We start from the raw sequence: 22,691 nt of genomic DNA, 5'->3' as shown, positions 1-22,691 counted from the left end.
TCACACCTTACTCACCCAGATTTTTTCCCTGTTTCTGGTTTCAGGTCGCTCCTAGCGAAATTTAGAGCGAAAAATCCCCTGACGACGAGCGCCACATATTGGTTTCGTTAACAAGGGATTTTTATAGGCGGCACACGGGATGCATGCCGCTTGAAATGAACTTCTACTTATTTAACTGGTTTTAGGTCCAGTACGTGAAGTAGACGCTCTGGGATACCTGCCCAAATGTTTGGACGGCCCTTAGGGTTTTCTTCGTTCCACCAACCAGTGAAGCGAGTTGTGTTGTATTGGTACATGTACGCGCCAGATAGCACAGGAATAGTTACTTGGTCCTGAGCAATGATCTTCTGAATGCCATGAGCGATCTCTAGCTGTTCTTGCTTATCTGCTGTCTTGTAGAAGCTGTTAAGAAGACCGTCTAGCTTATCGTTCTTGTAGAAGTGCATTGCAAAGCGAGGCATGCCGTCACCAGCTTGTAGCTTCGAGTTGTAGCCACTATCCCAGTACAAGTGTGGATCTGCACCGTGGAAGTAGTTGGTGTAAGCAACGTCGTAAGTACCTTCTAGCATAGCTTGGTTGTATACCGAGAAGTCCGGTGTACGAGCACGAGCTTTAATGCCCACTTCTGCTAGTTGCTCAACGGCTAGTTGTACCGTGTTGTTGAAGTCAGTCCAACCGTTTGGTGATTGAATTAGAAGCTCGAAAGACTTGCCAGATGGTGTATCCACAAAGCCATCTTTGTTTACATCTTTGAAGCCAGCTTTAGCTAGAAGCTTTTTCGCACCTTCCGCGTTGTATGTGTTGTAGCCTTTGTACTTGTTGTGCGTCTCTTCATCAGACCAAGCTTCGAATGCGTAGCCAAGGCCAGATGCGAAGTCGTTCACTGTACCGCCGCCGTAGAAAGCGATATCAATGATAGTTTGACGGTCTAGCGCCATAGAGAACGCACGACGGAAGTCAACGTTAGTTAGTGCTTCGTTTTTCGCAGCGTCTGGGTTTTTGAAGTTCACTACAAATGCTTGAGTACCCGCTGGTGGGTACCAGTAGTGGTGATTCGGACTTGCTGCAGCGTACGTACGGTCGATGTCTGGTACGAATGAAGACGTCCAGTCCATTTCGCCGTTAACGATTTTGCCCAAGAATTGGTCGTTGTTCGCGATTTGTGGCACACGCAGACAATCTACATCTAGGTTGTCAGCATCCCAATAATTCGGGTTCTCACACTGGATATATAGCTGCGGTGTGAAAGTGTCGATTTCAGTAAATGGACCACTGCCTACTGGATTTTCGTTTGTGAATGTTGCTGGATCTTTTACTTTGCTCCATACGTGCTTAGGTACGACTGGTACTTTCGCAATTTCGTAAGGAACGTTTGAGTTTGCTTCGCTTAGACGGAATTTAACTTGGTAGTCGTTAACTTTTTCTACGCCAGTCACCCAAGAGTTGATACCAGATTGGTCTAGCTCTGGCTTCTCTTTAACTAGGTTGAAAGAATAAACAACATCATCAGCGGTAAACGCTTTGCCATCAGACCATTTTACGCCCTTACGGATATCGAAGGTTACGCTCATCAGGTCATCAGCCATGGTAAAGTTTTCTGCTAGACGAAATACAGGCGTGTTACCGTGCATTTCGTTAAAAACAACGAGCGGCTCGTAAATAAAGTCGGTTGTTGTGTGCAGGTTAGTTGCACCCAAGAAAGGGTTAAAGTTACGAACGAAAGTTGTAAACTCTTTAGGGTGGATAGTCAGTTCACTGCGTTCAGCCGCAGTAGCTACCGATGCAAAACCTGTAGTAGCCGTTGCAATAATTGCTGTTGCTAGTGCTGTTTTTTTAATATTGGCAAGCATAGCTGTTCCTTACTATTTGCTTTCATTTCACTAAATGGAATTGAATGTCATCAATTGATAAACACTCTCTAAGACCTACCTCTTGTACATGCCTTACTCATTACAACATTGAGTTTCGCCAAGAGTGGCCTGTAGGCCTTAGGCAGGAGTAAGAAAACACCTTATCCATAAAATAATCAAACTTGATTCCCGTTAAAAACGTTAAAATCTCTGAGCTCTCCGTTATAAACGTTATTTTGGCTAATTTTAACCAGCATTGGGCCAAAAAATAAACGTTGATATGCGTCGCAGTTTATATCCTTGTTAATAATAAGTGTTGGTGATTACTAACCTGCTGGTCCTTTTTAAATATACGTTTCCTGCTTGTTTTCTAGGTTCGGAGATCTCGCTCACATGCAGAAATGGTGTTAATTAATCAGCTAAAAATTAATCTGCCGTTCTGTTGTGATTAAGTTCGCAATCTCTATCAATAGTTCGTCAAAATCCGCTTGTTATCTGAAAAATGGCCTTTTTTATCGACAGTTTTCTTCCGTTTGTTGTCCTTTTTTTATTGTATGAATGAAGTTTTTTCGGTTGCTCGAACTTACCTAGTTAAGACAAGTTAAATGGATAAGGTCGTACGTTTTGAAGACCAACAATAGATAGCGTTGTCTAACCGAATGTTCGTTATTGGAAATATGTTAATGGGGTAGGAAGAGGCGGTCTCTTTTATCTCAAGGAAGGGAATACTCGAATAACAAAAAAGCCCAGCATGCACGCTGGGCTAGTTTTTTTGATAAATATTAGCTGGTCAATAGTCGCTGTAGTTTATCTCGTTGTGCTTCTATGTATGCTCTCTCGGGGCTCTGTTCTTTGCAGTGTTCGAGAATGAACTCTATCGAGCTTAGCACCGTTCTCCAACGTGGTGTTTTGGGTAATGTTTCTATACGCATGTATTTATCTAAGGTGCGTGTTTGTAAAGTACTTCGGTCTAGATAAACGCGCCACAAGCCACTTTGCTCTGCAAATGCGAATTTACTTTCACCCGTTACAGATTCCCAATACTCTAAAGCATGTGTCATTGCGTCGACTAGAACTTCCCGCATAAGTTCTTGCTTGTCCTTTTTATTACCGAGTGCTTTGTCTGCAAGGCGCGTAAATTCTCCGCCAAGCTCTTTTAGCTTTTGCAATTGGTCTTTGTCACCATCAAATGCATAACTTGAAAGCACTTCTACGGCGGTTTCTAGATTATGTATGCGAGCGGCACTGGCTCCACCGCCGACATTAAAGATGTACATGATATCTAACCCTGAACCTTCAGGGAGCTTAAGAATGTCTGCTTCGATGTTCTGACGAATATCTTCAATATAGATATCAATCTTGCCACAGTAATGAGGTTGTTTGACGGTTAGATATTTAGGGGCAATCAGCTCATCAGCAGATGAGCGCTTTAGCTGTTCTAAGCTGCGCTTGAATAGCTTACAAGCAGCTTCGTTAGCAAAGCGAATACGCTTGTCTTCACGTAGACAGATGATAGCTTCAGGAGCCGATTCTAGCTGTTCCAACAAACGACCTTGAGTCTCAAGTAAGCTTGCTTCAACGACTGCTCGCTGTCTAAGTTCAGACTCTAGCACTTTGTTTTCCATATGGCGCATTTCTGCTTTACTTGCCGTTAAATGCGCTTGGATACGTGCCGCCAACTCTTGTTTATTAAATGGTTTCGATAAATAGTCGTTGGCTCCTGCTTCAAAACCTCTTACACGATCTTCTGTTTGACTGAGTGCGGTGAGCATAATGATTGGCAACTCGGCATGATCATAGGTTTCACGTAGTTCACTACAAACTTGGTAGCCGCTCATGCCTGGCATCATGATATCCAATAACAGAAGTTCCGGCTTCTCTTGCTCGACGAGCGCTAACGTTTCTGGCCCATCGGAGACGGTACGCACACGATAGCCCTCTAAACGTAAAAAGCTTTCAAGCACGCGTAAGTTTACTGGTTCATCGTCAGCAACATACAGTAACGGGCCGTCTGGGTTCTCTGGAAGTGATAAGTCTTCGCTGTTCTCTACATTAACTTCAGGAATTTGGAAGTGCCCGTGCGCAGCTAGAGTCTGGGTTGCTTGGATTTCTTCTTCACTGGCGAGCGGTAAAGTGAAACTGAAGGTAGTTCCGACCATTGGTTGGCTACTGACGTATAACGAGCCTCCCATTAATTCGATCAATTGCCGGCTAATGGAGAGCCCAAGCCCTGCACCTTGACGATAACGGCTCGCGTCTTGCCCTGCTTGGATAAGTGGTTCAAAAATATGCTCAAGTTGTTCTGCGGGAATTCCTTGTCCAGTATCCACGACTTGTACGCGTACATGATCATCTACCACATTAGCGGAGATAACAATTTTACCTTCTGAGGTGTATTTAATCGCATTGCCAATCAGGTTATATAGCACTTGTTCAAGGCGTTGCGGGTCAGCTGATACTGCTTTTAAATCCGCTGGGACTTGGTTGATGATGCGGATGGTTTTACTTCCGAGTAAATGGCTAGAAAGCTCTAAAACCAATCGTGTTGCACTGCCCAAACTCACTGCTGATTTCTGGATATCCATGCTTCCATAACGCATTTTATGATAATCCAACAAGTCATCGACTAGATTAGCGAGACGCTGACCACTTTTAATGATGATATCAAGCTGATATTTCTGGCTAGCGGGGATCGTACCATTGGCGCCGGACGCTAAGGTTTCAGCAATCCCGACCATGCCGTGTAACGGTGTACGAAGTTCATGAGAAGTCGTGGCTAAGAATTCATCTTTTAATTTATCGGCCAATTGCAGTTCTTCATTCTGTTTTTGAATGATCTGTATGTTGCTTTCTAGTTCTTCATTTTGCTTCTTAATGGTTTGAATCTTCTCTCGAATAGAGCGTTGCATTCGTTCAAAGCTTAACGCAAGCCGACCAATTTCATCTTTACGAACCGTATTAAAAGACGTGTCATCAAGATCCCCTGCAGAGACCTTTTCGGCAACCCAAGTCAATTTCAGCAACGGAGAAGTGATAAAGTTTGATAAATAGTGAGAAGCGATCACCACAAGGATAATGGCGATCAACATAGCGATAACGAATAGTTTTTCGAGTTGATGGATACGAGCGAAAGCTTCGTTTTCTGGTAACTGTACGACGAGCGCCCAAATCACACCACGAGTTTCAATCGGTGCATAAGCCGCGATGATTTCTTCACCTAAGCCGTTCGTGTAAGTGCCGACACCAAACGCACCAGAGAGTGCTTTATCGATCACTTCTAAACTGTTCTTAATGTCGTCTTGTTTCGTGTTAATTGTGCGAGGTTGGTGATCATTTCCAACCAGCAGGGTGTTAATGGATGACTCTCGATTAGCGTCTGCGGCTAACTTAGTGATGCCATTATTTGGCAAGCGGAACATGGCATAGCTGTGTAGATAACCTTGCTGAACAATTGGTGCACCTAGCCAAGCGACTGATTTCCCCCCTTCCAGCTCGAAGTCAGACACAATCACAGGAGTGTAGTCTTCGTTTACTTTTCGACGTTCAGTCACATCATCGGCGAGACGCTTGAAAGTTTTGCCAAGTGCCGAGTCTTTGTAGGGGCCTGATAACAAGTTCGTTCCGTAGTTATCGTCTTTGTTGATCGAGTAGGTGACGTTACCATTGATGTCGACCAGCAAAATGTCATTAAAATCAGAGCGCTTGAGGAGCTCCAAGTAGGCCCAATGATAGCGTTTATGCAAAAGCCGGTAACGTTCACTTCCTACATAGTTGGATGACTCGGGTAACGTTGAGGTTTTGATTTGGTCTCCGCTGCCCTTGATGTAGCGCTGTTGGGCGTTTTTACGAGACTCTTCAATATCATTGCCTAAACGACTAAAAGCATTGACGAGACCGTAGAATCGGCCACCACTGGCGTAAGCCAACTCTGAGCGCACAAAGCCCATGACTTCGGTTTCTCGTGCCTCAAAGTAGTCGATGATTTGCTGCTGTTTTGTATCTCGAACAGACAGTAAGTGCGAGGTGCTTTGTTCTTGCAGATCTTTACTGTGGGACTGCAAGAAAAAGATCGCAGTAATGGTAAGAGGTGTGATACTGAGCACCAGAAATGCGGTCATCAGTGTACTCTGAAGGCGCTTAAATTTCTGTTTTTTGTAGAATTTAAACATGGATAAGATTACAACTCATAATGGGCAGTTCTAAAACATACTTCGCTGCCGAGGTTCTCGTTAAAAACGGATAAGATGTTCAACTAGATAGAATTAACAAAATTAACGAGTTTTTTTTCTTTGACAAGAAAGTTAGTTGTAAAGCGTGCAGGGTGACGCAGTTTTTCTTATGAGTGTTGAATTTATGAGAAAAAATCGCGCAGGTTTGTGCCTGCGCGGGGGAAGTTATGATTTTTTCGCGTAGTAGATAGAAAATTTATTGGTCTTATTTAGCGTCTCGCAATTATTAAACGCCCGCTCGATAATTGGTGGGTATTTTAAGAAGCTATTCGCGACAATCACCATTTCACCGTCTTTGGTTAGATATTGTGGTGCCTGGCCCAACAAGGTTTCCGCTGCGTTGTAATTTGTGTCTAAACCACTGTGGAATGGCGGGTTGCTGACGATAAAGCGGTAGTCTTTTGCGGTATCCGAGTATATATCTGATGCAAATACGCGTCCGGATAAACCATTCGCTTCTAATGTGGCTTGGCTAGAAGTGATCGCATAAGCATTAATGTCACACATCTCAATCGCGATCTCTGGATTCGCTTTCGCCATAAACGCACCGAGCACACCTGCACCACAACCAAAGTCGAGCACTTTGCCCGACAGCTTAGGTAAGGTTTCAAGCAGCAATCGGCTACCTAAGTCGAACTCGCCATGGCTGAATACGCCAGGTAGGCTCTTAACCGCTAGCGACTGCTCACCGAGTGTAACAGTGTAAGACTTAAACCAATCTGCTTGGTTGAAAGGTTTTGGTTCATTGAGGCAATTACCCCAGTAAAATGAGCAGCGACGAGCAGAGTCGTACTTGTTCACAGGGCCGTATTCTTGGAACATCTTCTCGATGCTCTTGATGCCGGAGCGGTTTTCACCAACGATGACGATTTCGGTGTTAATGCCCAGTTTCGCCATCAACATCGCCAGCAAGTATTCTGCTTCGGCTTTTGCTTTTGGCCAGTATAAAAGGACCATGTCTGCTTTTGTTTCAACATCAAACACAGAGCCAAAATGACTTTTCACTTTGTCAGAGGTTTGAATTTGGCGGTAGTAGCTATAGTTGGAAGTAAACACTTCAACAGACTCACAATGAGCTACTAACTCAAGAGGAAATAGGTCTTCAACTTCACCAGCGACTAAAACGTGTTTTCCGTTGAAGTATTCAAGTTGGCGCTGAGCTATTTGGCTAGGAGCGATATAAGCAGACATAAATTTGGTTCATCAGAAATAATTTGGGGCAGATTTTCGCACAATCTGCCCCAAGCTTGAAGTGATTAAGCGGTGACTAGCTGTTGTCTTGTTGGTTAAGGAAGTCTTTGAATTCTTCCTCGTAGATATTAAACAGTACCATGGTCACGGCAAAAATAAGTGGGCCGTAGATAAGACCAATCAAACCAAACAGATGCAGACCACCCAGTAATGAGAAGAAAATCATAAGGGTATTCATGCCGGCGCTGCCTTGCATTAGCAACGGGCGCAATAGGTTATCTATAGAGCCAACGACAACTACACTCCACACCGTCAAAAAGATAGCCCAAGTCATATCGCCTGTTAAGAACAAGTACGCTGCTGCAGGAATCCAGATTAGCGCGGTTCCTACCACTGGAATGAATGATGCAAAGCCCATCATCGTTCCCCAAAATAGCCCAGGGAAGCCGGCGAGCCACATACCGATGCCGCCAGCCAAACCTTGAGCAATCGCCGTCATGAATGAGCCCATTACGGCTGATTTAGAAACTTGCTCTATCTCTGTCAATATTCGGTCTTCTTGGCTACGTGAAAGTGGCAGAATATGACGAATCGCAGAGATAATTTTGTCGTGGTCACGAAGCAGAAAAAACAACACAAACAGCATTAGGAAGAAGTTCATTAGGAAGTTGGTTGCGTCTCCTAAAATCTTTGCGCTAATAGCAACTAAGTTAGAGCCAAACGATGTGGCAAATTGCCCAATTTTCTCAGCGATGGCTTTGGGCTCGATTTTATCAAAAGGTAAGTACTCATTAACAATCGCTAAGCCTTTGATAACGAAAGGATGTTGGAATATATCTTGGATACCACCATTGGTAACCCAATTATATGTATTTTGTGAGAAAACAGAGCCTTGCTGAACAATGGCGGCAAACACAAATAAAAGCGGGATAACAATAATAAACGTCAAAACGACACATGACAGCAGTGCCGCCATATTGGGGTGCTTGGGAATTTTCTGCTCAAACCATTCGTGTATCGGAAACATGAGCAAAGAAATGATAAAAGCCATCACAATTGAGTTGATATATGGCTCAACCAATAAGTAGCAAGCAAAAGCAGCGGCGAGTAAAGCAACCATTAGTACTCGGTGACTCGACGTTATTTTTACATTATTTGGCATGGTATTAGTCCAACTTACAGGTGACGTTTACGGTTTATGCCTTCAATGATGGCGTGTAACCTTTATTACTTTGCACTCTTAACTCTTTCAAGCTTATGACAATGCCGAATTAGAGCAGGGCGATGTACCTTGCTATAATGACTACAAATCAGTCGGTTATCAATCAAGAGATGAGCTATGGGTTGTTGCAACGGTGATAAAAAGTGTCAAACTGAGAAAAAAGCTAAGCGAATACCGTGGTTTGGCATTGTCGTTGGGGTATTAGCGATATTGGTTATTTTGAATTGGAAATAAAAAAGGACCGTTACGGTCCTTTTCTAAATGCGTTATCGCCGTTTTTAGCGATTATTTCGCTTCTTCTGCAAGAACAGCAAAACAGCGGTCAGCAGCTTCTAGTGTGGCATCAATCTCTTTTGAACCATGAGCGAGTGAAGTAAAGCTCGCTTCAAACGCAGATGGCGCAAGGTAGACACCGTGTTTTAGCATTAAGTGGAAGAAACGCTTGAAGCGTTCTACATCGCACTTCGTTACGTCTTCGTAGCAAGTTACTTTTTCTTGGTCAGTGAAGAAGAAGCCGAACATACCGCCCACTTGGTTAACAACTAGCGGAATACCGTGTTTTTCTGCTAGAGACTTAAAACCTTCAGCAAGTTGTTTCGTTTTAGAAGTTAGGCGCTTTTCGTTGCCTTCTTCTTTTAGAAGGTTCAAACATGCGTAGCCTGCTGCCATTGCGACAGGGTTACCGGAAAGGGTACCAGCTTGGTAAACTGGGCCTGTAGGTGCAACGTATTGCATCACTTCTTTACGGCCACCGAAAGCACCTACTGGCATACCGCCACCAATTACTTTACCCAGTGTCGTTAGGTCGGGTTTGATGTTGTAGTGTGCTTGCGCGCCGCCTAGAGCAACACGGAAGCCTGTCATTACTTCATCAAAAATTAGTAGCGCGCCTTCTTGATCACAGATTTCACGTAGCCCTTCGTGGAAGCCTTCCACTGGTGGAATACAGTTCATGTTGCCAGCTACTGGCTCAACGATGATACAAGCAATTTCGCCTTTGTTAGCAGCAAATAGCTCGCGTACAGAATCTAGGTCGTTGAATGTTGCTGTTAGCGTGTGCTTAGCAAAATCTGCAGGAACGCCAGGAGAGCTTGGTTGACCTAGTGTTAGTGCACCAGAACCTGCTTTTACTAGCAAGCTGTCAGCGTGGCCGTGGTAACAACCTTCAAATTTCATGATCTTGTCGCGACCGGTGAAGCCACGTGCAAGGCGAATCGCGCTCATAGTAGCTTCAGTACCAGAACTTACCATGCGGATTTGCTCCATTGATGGAACAAGCTCAGAAACTAATTCTGCCATCGCGATTTCAAGTTCTGTTGGCGCACCGAAGCTGAGACCGCGTTGCGCTGCATCAATTACTGCTTCGCGGATAACCGCGTGGTTGTGGCCAAGAATCATTGGACCCCAAGAGCCAACGTAATCAATATACGCTTTACCATCGGCATCAAAAATCAGTGGACCGTCTGCTCGTTCGATAAATAGCGGAGAACCGCCAACGCCGTTGAATGCACGAACTGGTGAATTGACACCGCCAGGGATGGTTTGCTGAGCTTTTTGATACAGCTCTGATGATTTGGTCATGGGGTTATCCTCTTTTGATTGCTCGGACCAAGTGGAGCGCATTGTACCTAGCTATAATCAAGTTAGAAACGTTTTGCTTAATTTATGTGTTGTTTCGCAGTGTAATCTTATATATCCGCATCTGTTATAAAGAATCGGCGGCGAATACTTGAACGAGTTTGTCAGGTATTGGATAATCGTCTCAATTAGCACAAATTTGACGTCTTGCTTCAGGCTTGACGCATTACACGAGTGAGAGAGGTCTTCGTGAGCGAAGTAAACGTACCATTATCTTTTTCTGACGCAGCAGCATCTCGCGTTAAAGCATTGATTGCTGAAGAAGAAAACCCAGCATTGAAACTGCGCGTATACATTACTGGCGGCGGCTGCAGCGGCTTCCAATACGGCTTTACTTTTGATGAAAATGTAAACGAAGGCGATACGACAATCGTAAACAGTGGTGTAACACTGGTTGTAGACCCTATGAGTCTGCAATATCTCGTTGGCGGTATTGTTGACTACACAGAAGGGTTGGAAGGAGCGCGCTTCTTCGTAAATAACCCCAATGCAACGACAACATGTGGTTGTGGTGCATCGTTCAGTGTGTAATTAACACCTAACAGGCAGCTAATGGCTGCCTGTGCTTTATGTAGAAGGATGTCACGTAAAGCGCACGCTCGCAGATATGCAGAGAAATAATAAAAAGGACTTTATATGTCTGGACTTTCTTTTGGACGCCGAATTGTCGAGCGCCCTTGGCTAGTATCTCTTATCCTCGTCTTACTTCTTGTTGCATGGCTAACCATCGGCCAACTCAAAGCACAAGATGATCATCCTAACTCTTCAACATCCACGAACACGACACCACTTGCAAAGGTGATGTTTGATACTTTTCTTGCCGAACCTACCAGTAAAACCATTGAATTGTATGGACGAACAGCGCCCAATCGTCAAGCGCGTCTTGGCGCCGAAGTTGCCGGTAAAATAGTCAGTCTTAACATAAAGAAAGGCCAAGCGGTCAAACAGGGACAAGTGATCGCAAACATCGATAAGCGCGACCTTGGCATTCAACTTAAACGGGCCCAGGCGATGCTGTTGGTTAAAGAGAAAGAGTTTAATGCAGCTAAATCGCTAAAAAGTCGTGGACTGCAAGGTGAGGTTGCATTTGCGACAGCGCAAGCAGCGTTGGTAGATGCACGTGCGAATTTGAGTAACGTGCAAACGGCTTTAAGAAATACTGAGGTTAAAGCGCCATTTGATGGCATCGTAGATCACCACTTTGTTGAGTTAGGTGATTTTGTCGGGATTGGCGATCCTATTGCGACGGTCATTGATTTGGATACTTTAGTGATTGAAGCCGATGTCAGTGAACGGCATATACAATACCTTAAGGAAGGCCTAGAAGCCGACGTAAGAACCATTAACCAACAGCATCATCAAGGTCGTGTGCGCTACATTGGACGTGTTTCTTCTGCTTCTACTAATACATTTCCAATTGAAATCGAAATTGATAATCAAGACGCAAGAATTCCTGCCGGTATGAGCGCAGAAGTACAGCTGCCTTTGAGTGAAGTGTTGGCAGTAAAGATTACGGCTGCCATGTTAGCACTAGATGAAGAAGGTAACTTAGGTGTCAAGACACTGCGTAATGAGTATGTTGAGTTTGTTCCAATTCAACTCGTTAAGGCCGAGGATGATGGTGTGTGGCTCTCTGGGTTAGGAGAGCGTGCAGACATTATCGTGCTGGGACAAGGTTTTGTGCGAGATGGTGATCAAGTACTGGCCAATAAAGTTGATGACGTAGTTGTTGAAGCGGCTAGTGAGCAGTAAGGAGCACTTATGTACACTCTGATTGATGCTGCGTTATCCCGCGCTCGCACCATGCTGACATTACTGGTGATGATCTTAATTGCCGGTGTCATTACTTACGTCACTATCCCCAAGGAATCGAGCCCAGATATTACCATTCCTATTATCTACGTTTCTGTTGGGCATCAAGGCATTTCTCCCGTCGATGCCGAACGTTTATTAGTTCGGCCAATAGAGCAAGAGTTGCGCTCTATTGAAGGCGTAAAAGAGATGACCTCTGTGGCATCAGAAGGGCATGCTTCGGTGACGCTGGAATTTAGTGTCGGAGTGGATCTTGATAAAGCGATGGCAGATGTGCGTGATGCGGTTGATCTTGCGAAGCCAAAGTTACCAGAGGACAGTGATGAGCCAACGGTAAACGAAGTCACGTTTGCATCTGAAGAGCCTGTGTTGACCGTTGTGCTATATGGCACCGTACCAGAGCGGACCATTGTACAGATTGCCAGAACGCTACGTGATCGTTTGGAGAGTTTCCGTCAGGTTCTTGAAGTTGAAATCGCAGGGGATCGCGAAGACATCGTGGAAATAGTTGTCGATCCGCTATTGATGGAAAGCTACGGTCTCGATCAAGCGGATATCTATAATTTAATTGCCTTGAATAACCGAGTTGTGGCTGCGGGGTTTGTCGATACTGGGTATGGACGCTTTTCGGTAAAAGTCCCATCGGTTTTTGATTCACTGAAAGATGTGCTTGAACTACCGATCAAGGTGAATGGCAAAGAGGTGATCACTTTTGGCGATGTGGCGACAGTACGGCGTGCATTTCGCGATCCTGAAAGTTTTGCTCGTTTAGATGGCGAATCTGCCATCGTTTTGGACGTAAAAAAACGGGCAGGGGAAAACATCATTGAAACGGTTGAGCTGGTAAAAGAAGTACTGGCTCAGGGACAGAAGCGCGCCGAGTGGCCCGACAATTTGCAAGTTAAATACACTTGGGATCAATCCGACGATGTCAAATTGATGCTCAGTGATCTACAAAACAATATCTTATCCGCAATTATCCTCGTAGTTATCGTCATTATTGCCATATTGGGGGTTAGGACCGCGCTTCTCGTGGGGATTTCTATTCCAGGATCGTTCTTGACTGGGTTGTTGGTGTTATCGGTATTTGGGCTGACGGTCAATATCGTCGTACTGTTTGCTTTAATTATGGCAGTAGGTATGTTGGTGGATGGTGCCATTGTGGTGACAGAGTTTGCAGATCGGCGCATGCAAGAAGGAACGCCACGTAAAGAAGCCTATCGAGATGCAGCAAAGCGAATGGCCTGGCCTATTACCGCATCCACAGCAACCACATTGGCTGCGTTTGCTCCGTTACTTTTCTGGCCAGACATCACTGGTGAGTTCATGAAGTACTTACCACTTACTTTAATTGCTACCTTGGCCGCTTCACTGATGATGGCTTTACTGTTCGTTCCTGTCATCGGTGGGATCATTGGCAAGCCTCAAGTCGTCAATCAGAAAGCTCAGCGAGAAATGGTGGAGCTGCATAACGGCAACTTTGAAAAAGCGACAGGCATTACCAAGCTTTATTACCAGACTCTGTCGGTAGCGATTCGTCATCCATGGAAGGTCTTACTCAGCGCGATACTGCTAGCGGCAGGTGTCGGCTTCACTTACAACAAAGCTGGCTTGGGTGCAGAGTTTTTCCCTGAGGTGGACCCTGCCTTTTTTACCGTTAAAGTTCGTTCTTATGGTGACCTGTCTATTCACGAAAAAGATGTTGTTATGCGCGAAATCGAGAAGGTGATGCTCGGTCATGACGAGTTTGAAAGTGTCTACACGCGCACGGGGTCGAGCGATAATGGGGACGAGATTGGCCAGATTCAAATAACGCCTGTGGATTGGCAGTATCGACGCAAAGTGAAAACCATTATTGAGGAACTAAAAGAGACGACAGATCGCTTTTATGGTGTTGAACTTGAGTATAAATTCCCGGACGCAGGACCGCCTGTCGAGCATGATCTCGTGATTGAAGTATCATCACGAAACTTGAGTGTTAGTGCGTTAGATGAAGCGGCCAAAAAAGTACGACATTGGGCTGATGGTAATCCTGCACTGACGAACTTGAGTGATACCACTAATAAGGAAGGGATTGATTGGCAAATTGATATCCAGCGAGATGACGCCTCTCGCTTTGCAGCGGATGCTACCTTAGTCGGGAATACCGTCCAGTTTGTTACGAACGGCTTGAAAATAGGCGATTATTTGCCTGATGATGCAGATGAAGAAGTCGATATTTTGGTGCGCTATCCGCAAGATAAGCGCGACATAGGTCGATTTGATCAACTGAGAGTGAAAACGGCAGCTGGTCTGGTACCGATTACGAATTTTGCTCAAATCAAACCAGATCATAAGCAAGACACCATTCGTAGGGTCGACGGTCATCGAGTTATCAATATTAAAGCGGATATGGTGGAAGGTTACAATTTAGCGCTTGAATTACCTAAGATTGCTGCTGGAATGGAACAGCTCGAGTTACCGGAAGGCATTGAATATAAGATTCGGGGGCAAAATGAAGAGCAGGAAAACTCATCAGCATTCTTGCAAAATGCTTTTATTGTCGCGCTTGGTGTGATGGCTTTGATTTTAATTACGCAGTTTAATAGCTTTTATCAAGCTTTCTTAATCCTTAGCGCAGTGCTGTTTTCTACTGTTGGTGTCTTCGCTGGGTTACTTATTTTCCAAAAGCCATTTGGCATCATTATGTCGGGAATTGGAGTGATTGCGTTGGCTGGTATCGTGGTAAACAACAATATTGTTTTAATCGATACTTATAATCAGATGCGTAAACGTGGTTTAGAAAAACCTGAGGCTATTTTGCGTACGGGTGTGCAGCGTTTAAGACCCGTTTTACTCACGACGGTGACCACCATATTAGGCTTATTGCCAATGGTGTTAGAAATGAACATCGACTTAGTTAATCAGAAAGTGGAGTTTGGTGCACCAAGCACTCAATGGTGGTCTCAGCTTGCGACCGCTGTCGCGGGTGGTTTGGCGTTTGCGACTTTGCTAACGTTGGTTCTGACCCCGTGTTTGCTGATGCTCGGGAGAGAGCATCACTCCGAGCAGTAAGCTTTATCGTGATGATATCGACAAAACAAAAAGGCAGCTTCGCTGCCCTTTTCAATACCTGGCTTACTTCATTGCTAGCAGTTTGCTGTAGCGTTCAAGCTTGTCCATGCTAATTTTCGCGTTTGCCATGAAAGTTTGTCTCGCTTTGCCTGTCAGGGATTTAGATTGTGGCAAATTCACCGTGCGCGGGTTTTTATGGACACCATTCACAAGGAACTCATAGTGCAGGTGAGGGCCAGTTACACGGCCAGTTCCGCCAAGCGTACCAATGGTTTGGCCTTGCTTAACGCGTTGACCAGCTCGTACAGTACGTTTGGTTAAGTGCAGGTACTTGGTAATGTAAGTATTACTATGTTTAATGAAAACGTAGTTACCATTAAATTTGTTGTAAGACGATTTTTGAACGACACCATCACCAGCCGCCCAAATCGGGGTGCCCACTGGTGCTGCATAGTCCGTGCCTCTATGAGGACGAACGCGTCCCGTCACTGGATGTAAGCGGCGTGGGTTGAAATTAGACGAAACTCGACGGAAATCCAACGGCGCGCGTAAGAATGCTTTTTTCATTGCACGCCCATTTTCGTCGTAATACTTGCCACTTTTCTGATCCAATATTGCGGTAAAGGTATCGCCTTGGTTTTTAAAGATCGCAGCAATGATTTTTCCACGGCCGATTACTTCACCTTCTACCACTTCCTCTTGGTAAAGTACTCGGAAGCTGTCGTTTTTACGAATATCTAAAGCAAAGTCGATGTCCCAACCAAATATGCCAGCCAGTTCCATGATTTGGTTACCATTTAATCCAGAAGATATTCCTGCATTCCAAAAGTTTGATTTGATGGTGGCTTCAGCGTAGTTGTACTGGAAGTCGACTTCTTTTTTATCAACTTCAGAAACGTACTTGCCGTCTTTTAATGTGATACGAAAAGTCTCGAACGCGCTTAGTGTTCTTCTTAGCTGCACCAAGTCGTTATTTTCGTCAAAACCAAATTGCAATCGGTCACCAGGTCGAAGCCGAGTTAACTGTTTTTCCACTTCTTTGTCTGATGACACCAGTTCATGTAATAGACGAGCAGAAAGCCCTACGCGACTAAATAAGATGGCAGCACTCTCGCCATTTTTTACCTTGTATGTCTCCCAGCGCAGCACGGCGGGAACCGCAGGCGATGAACTATTTAGTGCACTGAGTTCGAGGGAAACTGGCACAGGATAATGTTGACCAACTTTTAATCGGCTCTGCTGCGGGTCTAGGTCTTGCGGATCAGGTAAAAAGAAGAGCGCGAAGATAATCAGCGCACTAAAAAAACCGATCAATACTTTGTGCAAGAGTGGAAGTCGGACAAAAATCGAATGCATGAGGTACTTGATTGCTAAATTAAACGGAAAAAGTGACAACTACCTAGTCTAACGTGTTTCAAAATGCATCGCTATTCAAGTAATATGTTCAGCTATTATATTTTTGCCAAATCTGTGGGAGTGAACAAGAATGGCGAGCATTGAAGCTGCACTAGCCGAGATTAAGCGCGGTGTTGAAGAGCTGATTCCAGAAGAAGAGCTAATCGCAAAACTAAAAGAAGACCGTCCTCTACGTATTAAATTGGGCGCTGATCCAACAGCACCTGACATTCACCTAGGCCATACGGTTATTTTCAATAAGCTTCGCTTGTTCCAAGAACTAGGTCATGAAGTGACGTTCCTAATCGGTGACTTCACTGCAATGGTTGGTGACCCAACAGGTAAAAACACAACTCGTCCACCGCTAAGTCGCGAAGACGTATTGCGTAACGCTGAAACGTACAAAGAGCAAGTGTTCAAAATTCTCGATCCTGCAAAGACTAAAATTCAGTTTAACTCTGAGTGGCTGTCTGAACTGGGCGCAGAAGGTATGATTCGCCTTGCGGCAAACCAAACCGTTGCTCGTATGCTAGAGCGTGACGACTTTAAAAAGCGTTACGCGGGTGGTCAGCCAATTGCTATTCATGAGTTCATGTACCCACTTCTACAAGGCTGGGACTCAGTAGCAATGGAAACGGATGTTGAATTAGGTGGTACAGACCAGAAGTTCAACCTTCTAATGGGTCGTGAACTGCAAAAGTCTCACGGTCAAAAACCTCAGGTTGTACTGATGATGCCGCTTCTAGTGGGCCTTGATGGCGAGAAGAAGATGTCTAAGTCAGCAAACAACTACATCGGTATCAGCGAAGCGCCAAGCGAAATGTTTGGTAAAATCATGTCTATTTCTGATGACCTAATGTGGAGCTACTACGAGCTGCTCTCTTTCCGTCCTCTGGAAGAGATTGCTCAATTCAAAGCTGATGTAGAAGCGGGCAAAAACCCTCGTGACATCAAAGTATTGCTAGCAAAAGAAATTATTGCTCGTTTCCACAGTGAAGCCGATGCCGATGCAGCAGAGCAAGAATTCGTAAACCGTTTTGCGAAGAACCAAATTCCTGATGAAATGCCAGAGTTTGACTTTGACGCAGGTCGCCCAGTGAGTAATCTGTTGAAAGAAGCGGGTTTATGTCCATCATCGTCAGATGCGATGCGCATGGTTAAGCAGGGCGCTGTGAAGATTGATGGTGAAAAAATTGCGGACAGCAAATTTGCTCCAGAAGCGGGTACTTACGTGTTCCAAGTAGGTAAACGTAAATTTGCTCGTATTACTATTCAGTAATCCATAATGACTGCAAATGAAAGCGTCCGAAGGGCGCTTTTTTTGTATGAAAATTTAGCAAAAACGGCAAAGTAAAACTTCCATACCTGATGAACTTTGCTACTATACTTGCGCTGCCAATAATGGCAGCGCTATCGGAGATTTACATGAACAATACCGACCATCCTCCCAGTCGTTGGGTGAGTAAGATTAAGGGAGCGAAATAACCCGCTTCGGTATTGGCGATCTCCGCCTTACCTAAGTGGTGAGGCATCTTTTCTAATTTTTTTCTCGTTATTTCCTTCATACATTCTGAATAGACAGTGCATTCGCATTGGTTTTCTCTGTGCATCTTATTTGTTGTCTGACTTTTAGCGTGCAAGAGTGGCTTTTCATGCTTTGTCGATGGTCGTTACCAATGCCAATCGGGAGATTCGCCATGACGGTAATGAACAACACTTTTATTGAAACAACACCAAACTTTTCTGAAGTAGAAATTGGTGCAGCTCGCAATGCATTCTTGCAGTACGAGCAAGAGCAACAAGTCCATTTGCTTACGGTTATGCCGATTGATGAGGCTGTAGGTATTTTACAGCATTGCTCTGTCGGCTATGTGAATAGTCTTATTGCTCAACTTGAGCAAGCAGGCCATGACAAACGCGCACGTCATTATGCTCACCAATTAGGTCTGCATATGTCTGAAGTTGATACACCTGATGGTTATTTATCGACTAGTGTTTTGGGGCACGTGAAGCAGCGTATTGGGTGGATCATTGCACTGGCTCTTTTAGGGATAGTGTCAGGCTTGATCATTGCTCAGTATGAGGACACCCTTAGTCAGCTTGTTTTACTTGCAGTGTACATGCCAGTGATTGCAGCTGCTGGTGGTAACACAGGAACACAAGCAGCAACTTTAGTGATTCGTGCTCTTGCTACTGGAGAGTTAAAAAAACGCCAATGGTTAGAAGTTTTGTGGAAAGAGAGCCGAGTCGCTCTATTTATTGCGCTAGCGATCGCTATCGTGATGATTGGACGCATTATGTTATTTAGTGCAGGACAATCAACAGGAGGCTTTGAACTGACCGATATCGCACTGGCAATAGCAGTTGCGCTGTTCATTCAAGTCACCATTTCTACAACATTGGGCGGGCTGTTGCCAATTATTGCACGAGCTTGCAAGTTGGACCCAGCCGTATTGGTGAGTCCAGTTCTTGCGTCTATCGTCGATATTTCAGGAATGTGGATTTACTTTAACGTGGTGAACTATTTCTTAGGTATTGCCTGACTAAAGTTCACAATGTCATTGTAAAAAAGCTGCTCAAAATGTGTAATCGGGGCGATGACAGGTGTGTTGTCGTCCCGTTTTTCTGGGAAGTAGTCTGAAACAAACTGAACAAAAATGGTGTTAGGTTGACCATTTTTATCCAAGCCATATCCAGCCATATTGTAAGTCCCGTAGATAGAGCCACTTTTCGCTATCAGCTGTCCTTTAATTGGAAGTTTTCGCATACTTTGTCGGTACTTTAATGTGCCGGATTCACCTGATTTCGGCATGATGGCAATCAATTTGAGTTCGTTTTCATGCTTCCAAATATAGCGCAGCATTTCAGCCATCTTGGTCGCGGAGATCCGGTTATTTCGCGAAAGTCCTGAGCCGTCTTCTAGGCGCGCATTACGAATATCAATACCAGTGTTGGCGAAAATGATCTGCTTGATCGCTTCTGTACCGTTAGTAAAACTGCCTGGCTGAACGAAAAATTTAGCACCAAGTGTTTTGGTTAATGTGTCGGCAATCAAGTTGTCAGAGTTTTTGAGCATATCTTCAAGAATGTCTGGTAAGGCCTTTGATTGATGCATTGCGATGAGCTTTCGCTGCTTTTCTGGCGCCGTACCGACCCTAATCTTTCCTGATACCCCAATGTTGAGCTCCTTAAGCAAAGTCGCCAACCTTTGACTGGTGTAACGCTCAGGGTCTTGAACCGCAAATTTCAGTGGCAATGGTTTGTCTCTTTCAACCAAGCACCCTGTTAGCTTGTAGTTGTTATCGGGATTTGCAACTAAACCTAAGTCACAATGACGACTTTTCTTAATGGTTTTAGAAACTGTTTCTACGGTACTTGTGACACGAATAGGTTGATGCTCTGGTACGTAGACCCGCGTTCCACCATCTTTTTGTGTATAGATAGAGGCTTGTACACAGTTGTTATTGAGTGTGATGGTCGATGCCGGAGCGCTGTAGCAAACTCCCAAGATATCCCACGGCCAGCCCACCGCACGGTTATAACCAGTGAATGCGCTGTTATCGAGCCATAGGTCACCGTTAATCCGTTTTAAGCCATTTTTCTTAGCTAGAGTGAGAAGTGATTTTAAGTCGTTGGTTTGGAGTGTTGGGTCGCCGACAAAGTAAATCACTGCATCTGAGTTCGACGTTTCCAGCTTGGTTCGAAACCGGAAATTATCACCCAGTTCTAGCTTTGCGGCTAATGCGGTGACGATTTTTAATGTACTCGCTGGTGGGAACAGTTGTTCGGTAGGATGAACACCGTCAAGCTCAGCATTTTCACTGAGTTTCTCCGCAACTAAACTGATGCGGGCGCCTTCAGGCAACACCTCTTGATGAGGGTACGCTTGTGAAAAAGCAGAAAGTAATGAAGAGAATATGAGCAAGAGCCAACGTAAACGCATAATGATACTTTCTAAGGTGAGTTATGTGATTGAGTATACGCAAGTCCTTTCAATATGCTAGGTAACTAAAGAAATGCTTCAAATGTCTTCATGAATGAGACACGAGAGAAAGGCGCGCTGCTTAAAATGAAGTATAAAAAATGCCCGCTTAAAGCGGGCATTCGATATTCTAGTCAAAGACCGGAATTAGAAGTCGTAACGTAGACCTAGAGCTAGCTCGTCTTCAGCATCGATCTTAGTTGCAACTGTTTTGCTAGTGTCAGTTGAACCAAACTTGTCACCTGCATCAATCAGGTTGAAGTTGTAAGAAATGTAACCACGGAAGTTAGGCTTGAAGTAGTAAGAAGCATCAACAGCGAAGTTGTTTGCAGAAGTTTCGTTGTTAGTTTCTGCATTGTTGTATGATGTTGTAAATACTGTTTGGCCTAGAGTGTAAGCACCCGCTAGCTCGTAACCAGTGTAATCAACTGTGTTACTGTTGTTTGAATCTTCCATTTTCTCGCCGTCAGTGAATACACCAGCGAAGTAAAGATCAGACATTGTGTAAGATGCAGCTAGCATGTACTCGTTAGCTTTGTCTTGATCTGCGTAACCAGCACCTAGCTCAAGACCAGTGTCAGCTAGAGCGTAGATTGCAGATAGAGAGTAACCGTCTTGTTTGTTGTCGTAGTACTCACCAGTGTTTTTGTTTTCCATACGATCAGCGAAGCGGTAGCTTGCTTTTACGCTTAGGTTTTCAAACTGGCCTTTGTAAGCCATCATGTTGTCTGTACGGTCTGATACAGCTAGTTTGTCTGCTGCAGAGTTACCGTGGTAAGCCATGATATCTGTGAAGTCAGTGATAACGCCTAGTGCACCTTCAGTTTTACCGTATGCGAACTCACCGTAAGCACCGCCAAGACCAGCGTAAGCAAGACGAGTTTCTAGATCGCTCTTGTCGTCGCCGTCTACAGTACCGTTTTGAGCAGTCTCAAACTCACCTTCCCAGAAACCAACACCGTATAGGTTGTCATTGATTTCTTGTTTACCAAGGAAGTTTAGACGGATGCGAGATTTGTCTTGAGCGTCGCCATCTTTCATAGATAGACGTGCTTCAGCACGGCCGCCCATTTCTAGAGAAGTACCGTCTTGGTTGTAAAGTTCAGCTGCGTTTACGCCAGTTGCCATAGCTGCTGCAGATACAGAAAGAGCAATTAGAGTCTTTTTCATCTTATTTGTCCTAGTTAGCTGTCCATAATCATTGTTGTATGGGGGAGAGGTGATCTCTCACAAGTTGTTGGTCCAAAATTGGCTAATTGAGCGATATAGTTCGCACTTGTAAGCCATTGATCTAACAACTCGCTGGACATGTTTTACTGCTAAAGTTTCCGTATGAGTTAGTAAAATGATATAAATCCCACTGATGAACACTGTTCAATTGTGCGTTGTTTTTATTTAAATTACTGTTTTTGATTGAAATTATTGGCAATGACATTGGCCTGACATTGATTAGTTTTTATCTTTTTTGAGGTTTTTGGTGTAATGAACAGTGTTGTTTTTCAATAAATTGAGAAGGTGATTCGCCCTAGAACCGCTCTAAAAGTGAGTTATATCATTATGCCGAAAAGGCATAGTCTTGCTGTCTTTCGAATTAAGATGATTTCGTCCGGGAGTTTGTTTACACTAAACGAAATACATCTTTAAGCGCACTACCCAGTCCTATGACAGGGTGGGCTTTTTTTGTCCAAAGACCCATTTGGGCTTGAGGTTATAAAATGGAAAAAGTTCCAATGACACTACGTGGCGAGCAAAAGCTACGTGCAGAACTCGATCGTCTACTTAAACTACGTCCTCAGATCTCAGAGGCAATTGCTGAAGCTCGTGAGCTAGGTGATTTAAAAGAGAATGCTGAATATCACGCCGCTCGTGAAGAGCAGGGCATTTGTGAAGCACAAATCCGTGACATTGAATACAAACTGTCAGTTGCTCAAGTTATTGATGTAACGAAGATGGAGAACACGGGTAAAGTTATTTTTGGTTCAACCGTAACCTTGATTGATATCGACACCGAAGAAGAAAAAACGTACCAAATCGTTGGTGATGACGAAGCCGATATCAAAGCAGGTCGCATTTCAGTGAGCTCACCTATTGCTCGTGGCCTGATTGGTAAGATGGAAGGCGATGAAGTTGCTATTCAAACTCCGGGTGGCGCGAAAGACTTCGAAATTGACCGAGTAGAATATATCTAAGTCGTTTGGAGTAGCATTACTACTCTGATAAAACGCAAAAAGGTCGCCTCAGGCGCAATGTAGATCAGATAAGGATCAGTTGACCGATCCTTCTGATGAGAGACAATCGGAAACCTGTTTATAGGTTTC

General features: G+C 44.4%; 14 protein-coding genes. 6 read left to right on the top strand and 8 right to left on the bottom strand.

Features of this window, described 5'->3' with window-relative positions:
- Positions 1–167: 167 nt before the first annotated feature.
- The 5 genes from R7Z41_RS13900 to hemL form a co-directional block, all read right to left on the bottom strand.
- Positions 168–1,850: an ABC transporter substrate-binding protein gene (locus tag R7Z41_RS13900; RefSeq protein ID WP_005380037.1), complete on the bottom strand. Its 1,683-nt coding sequence runs from the start codon at positions 1,848–1,850 to the stop codon at positions 168–170.
- A gap of 782 nt (positions 1,851–2,632) precedes the next feature.
- Complete coding sequence (locus tag R7Z41_RS13895; protein ID WP_169628517.1) at positions 2,633–6,019, bottom strand: response regulator; 3,387 nt, start codon at positions 6,017–6,019, stop codon at positions 2,633–2,635.
- A gap of 225 nt (positions 6,020–6,244) precedes the next feature.
- Entirely contained in the window at positions 6,245–7,270 is a 1,026-nt protein-coding gene (rsmC, locus tag R7Z41_RS13890) for a 16S rRNA (guanine(1207)-N(2))-methyltransferase RsmC (protein WP_017820412.1), read from the bottom strand.
- 76 nt (positions 7,271–7,346) lie between these two features.
- Positions 7,347–8,432, bottom strand: coding sequence for an AI-2E family transporter (locus tag R7Z41_RS13885; protein WP_005386541.1), 1,086 nt, complete (start codon positions 8,430–8,432; stop codon positions 7,347–7,349).
- Between the two features lie 345 nt (positions 8,433–8,777).
- Positions 8,778–10,073, bottom strand: coding sequence for a glutamate-1-semialdehyde 2,1-aminomutase (gene hemL, locus R7Z41_RS13880; RefSeq protein WP_130545026.1), 1,296 nt, complete (start codon positions 10,071–10,073; stop codon positions 8,778–8,780).
- A 246-nt stretch (positions 10,074–10,319) separates the two neighbouring features.
- On the opposite strand from hemL, the gene erpA reads away from it, so the two are divergent.
- The 3 genes from erpA (at position 10,320) to vmeK (ending at position 14,996) form a co-directional block, all read left to right on the top strand.
- A complete protein-coding gene (gene erpA / locus R7Z41_RS13875) occupies positions 10,320–10,661 on the top strand; it encodes an iron-sulfur cluster insertion protein ErpA (protein WP_005380031.1) in 342 nt (113 codons plus the stop codon).
- 105 nt (positions 10,662–10,766) lie between these two features.
- Positions 10,767–11,882, top strand: a complete 1,116-nt coding sequence (locus tag R7Z41_RS13870) for an efflux RND transporter periplasmic adaptor subunit (RefSeq protein ID WP_005386537.1) — start codon at positions 10,767–10,769, stop codon at positions 11,880–11,882.
- A gap of 9 nt (positions 11,883–11,891) precedes the next feature.
- Positions 11,892–14,996 (top strand): efflux RND transporter permease subunit, encoded by a 3,105-nt coding sequence (gene vmeK / locus R7Z41_RS13865; protein WP_206970636.1) that lies wholly within the window; start codon positions 11,892–11,894, stop codon positions 14,994–14,996.
- 63 nt (positions 14,997–15,059) lie between these two features.
- On the opposite strand, the gene R7Z41_RS13860 is transcribed toward vmeK, so the two are convergent.
- Positions 15,060–16,352 (bottom strand): peptidoglycan DD-metalloendopeptidase family protein, encoded by a 1,293-nt coding sequence (locus R7Z41_RS13860; protein ID WP_005386530.1) that lies wholly within the window; start codon positions 16,350–16,352, stop codon positions 15,060–15,062.
- Positions 16,353–16,482: 130 nt separating this feature from the next.
- On the opposite strand from R7Z41_RS13860, the gene tyrS reads away from it, so the two are divergent.
- Together tyrS and R7Z41_RS13850 are read left to right on the top strand one after the other, a co-directional pair.
- Positions 16,483–17,670 carry a tyrosine--tRNA ligase gene (gene tyrS / locus R7Z41_RS13855; protein ID WP_017820416.1) on the top strand — a complete coding sequence of 396 codons (1,188 nt, stop codon included), beginning with the start codon at positions 16,483–16,485 and terminating at the stop codon, positions 17,668–17,670.
- A 418-nt stretch (positions 17,671–18,088) separates the two neighbouring features.
- Positions 18,089–18,934: a magnesium transporter gene (locus R7Z41_RS13850; protein ID WP_005380062.1), complete on the top strand. Its 846-nt coding sequence runs from the start codon at positions 18,089–18,091 to the stop codon at positions 18,932–18,934.
- On the opposite strand, the gene dacB is transcribed toward R7Z41_RS13850, so the two are convergent.
- Both dacB and R7Z41_RS13840 read right to left on the bottom strand, forming a co-directional pair.
- Positions 18,913–20,334, bottom strand: coding sequence for a serine-type D-Ala-D-Ala carboxypeptidase (gene dacB, locus R7Z41_RS13845; protein WP_053349847.1), 1,422 nt, complete (start codon positions 20,332–20,334; stop codon positions 18,913–18,915). The two genes, R7Z41_RS13850 and dacB, sit on opposite strands and share 22 nt — an antisense overlap.
- 186 nt (positions 20,335–20,520) lie before the next feature.
- A complete protein-coding gene (locus tag R7Z41_RS13840; RefSeq protein WP_005380064.1) occupies positions 20,521–21,543 on the bottom strand; it encodes a porin in 1,023 nt (340 codons plus the stop codon).
- A gap of 545 nt (positions 21,544–22,088) precedes the next feature.
- Here R7Z41_RS13840 and greA point away from each other — a divergent pair.
- Positions 22,089–22,562 carry a transcription elongation factor GreA gene (greA, locus tag R7Z41_RS13835; RefSeq protein ID WP_005380065.1) on the top strand — a complete coding sequence of 158 codons (474 nt, stop codon included), beginning with the start codon at positions 22,089–22,091 and terminating at the stop codon, positions 22,560–22,562.
- Positions 22,563–22,691 lie beyond the last annotated feature (129 nt).

Source organism: Vibrio sp. 1457 (assembly GCF_033340195.1).
In the GTDB taxonomy this organism is placed as follows: Bacteria; Pseudomonadota; Gammaproteobacteria; order Enterobacterales; family Vibrionaceae; genus Vibrio; species Vibrio alginolyticus.
Note: the sequence above shows the minus strand (reverse complement) of the source record. Positions and strands in the feature narration are given on the sequence as shown.